Origin of the sequence: Bartonella sp. CE47NXGY (assembly GCF_042195415.1) — a bacterium.
Lineage (GTDB): Bacteria > Pseudomonadota > Alphaproteobacteria > Rhizobiales > Rhizobiaceae > Bartonella.
Genome location: NZ_JBHIOI010000119.1, coordinates 1 through 1724 on the forward strand (window position 1 = coordinate 1; position 1724 = coordinate 1724).

Annotated in this window: 3 protein-coding genes; all 3 read right to left on the reverse strand. The window is 36.9% G+C overall.

The genetic code is table 11. The features are described 5' to 3' along the window. Nucleotides 1-153: 153 nt before the first annotated feature. The gene (locus ACFIL3_RS09965; protein ID WP_375682205.1) at nt 154-669 is read right to left on the reverse strand and encodes a hypothetical protein; all 516 of its coding nucleotides are present in this window, start codon (nt 667-669) and stop codon (nt 154-156) included. After that, a complete protein-coding gene (locus ACFIL3_RS09970) occupies nt 656-1003 on the reverse strand; it encodes a hypothetical protein (protein WP_375682206.1) in 348 nt (115 codons plus the stop codon). Before ACFIL3_RS09970 ends, ACFIL3_RS09965 begins: the two co-directional genes overlap by 14 nt. Nucleotides 1004-1183: 180 nt before the next feature. Continuing rightward, nucleotides 1184-1724 (reverse strand): hypothetical protein (locus ACFIL3_RS09975; RefSeq protein ID WP_375682207.1); only part of this gene is annotated, 541 nt, incomplete at its 5' end.

The following is a 1724-nucleotide window of genomic DNA, read 5'->3' on the forward strand; positions in this document are numbered from 1 at the left end:
AGAAAGACTTAGCCCATCTTTCTTCACACCTAGAGGTCATGTTCTTTAAAATCAAGCAGCCCACGATAGTTTTTTATCTCCTTGTTGATCTCATCTATGAACGTTGAGAAGAGACAACGTAATCTGAACAGTTTTATAAAATCGGAAATTTTACTATAGCTTTTTAACTGAGCACTGTAGTGTGTAAATAGATATATTTATTAAACTGCGTGTACGTAACATAAGGAAAAATACACAAACTAAAAAAGAATACCAAAGAGCAATATCTGAGTACCAAAGTACAGTATCCAATGGAAAAGAAAGCTTATACTCCACGTACTTAGAAATGAAAGGTAAAGAAACAGTTTCTTTATAACTATTTGGAAAAATTAAAACGACAAGCGCTAAACTTATTAGCTTTAAAAGTCTGTGCAAATACTGTTGTAAATCACGTGTTAATGTCTTCCAACCTGTTGTATTGCCGCGTTTGTATTTTGGATTGTTCTGCAACTCAAAAGGAATCTTGGAATTGCATAAAATTGCAAAAACCGCTGTGACTATTACCAAAGAAACAGATGCGAATGTCAAAATACTTTGAATAAAGTAGGGATTTTTTTTAATTCCTAAAAAACATAAAGATATAAAAGTTATAATGCCAAACAAGGCTCTTAGCTGTTTATCTGTCAACATATTCATTTCCTGCGGTTTTCGATAATTTTTTGATCTCTTTATTGATCTCGTCTATAAGAGGTTCGTAATTGAGAACGCTTTTCGGAATATTCCCACCGTAAACCCATGCTTTTACTTGCGCTTTGGTACTAAAATCCGCATTTTCTGGTGTGGTATAATACTGGCCGCCATCAAACTTTTCACACTCTCTTGTGCCGTCTTCATATTCGTAGAGGTTGTAAAAATACTCCTCTGCTCCGTCTCCCCAAGGAACATAACCAACAGCTGTTGCAACAAACTCTTTTTGCATGGGTTGTTTACGCTTTTTTAAGAACAGGTCTTTTAATATTCTCATGTTTTTAGTCCATAATTTTACCAATTGGTCTATTTACCTAAAATTTGACCGTACAGAGCGTTTTATATTGCGGATATGTTTTATCGCAAAATCTTTAAATCGCTTTGTACGGTACCTTTTTGTCGATTTAAATGCATGTCTAATCGTAAAATGATCAGCACTTTTCACTAGTTTGCTGTTTTAAGCCGCTTTAGAATTGCTACTGTCATGACACTCTTCACTAGGCTTGCCTATTCTCATGAATGAAATGCGCTTGCCTCCTAAGGCTAGGTTACGCGTATTTTCAACTGCTGTAAAAACTCTCTCAGCAACACCATAAAGCCTGCTTTCTAAATCACGACAATACTGCGCTAGATCAGCACAAGAGGGGACAAAGGTTGTGGACATGCCTTTTGCTTCACCACGTATAAGATTTTTAACAGCTTGCAATAAAGACCAGAGTGAAATGCCGTTAAGAGCTGCGATATAAGCCTTTGCACGCGCTTCTACATTCGAAACTTTTTGCATTGTCAAACCACCTTCAAGCACATCAAGAGCCTCTGCTATGTCTTCAACAGACGCTTTCAAGGTAAGTAAGTTTTGAACAGTCTGATAAGCTTCTAAAGCTTGTTTCTCTAGGGTTGCTGTCAATTGAATGCCATTTCTCAAGGTCCATGGGAACTCCAGAGTTACACATTGCTCTATCTGTTGCACGGTATCTTGTAGAGGCGTCACTAAGCTG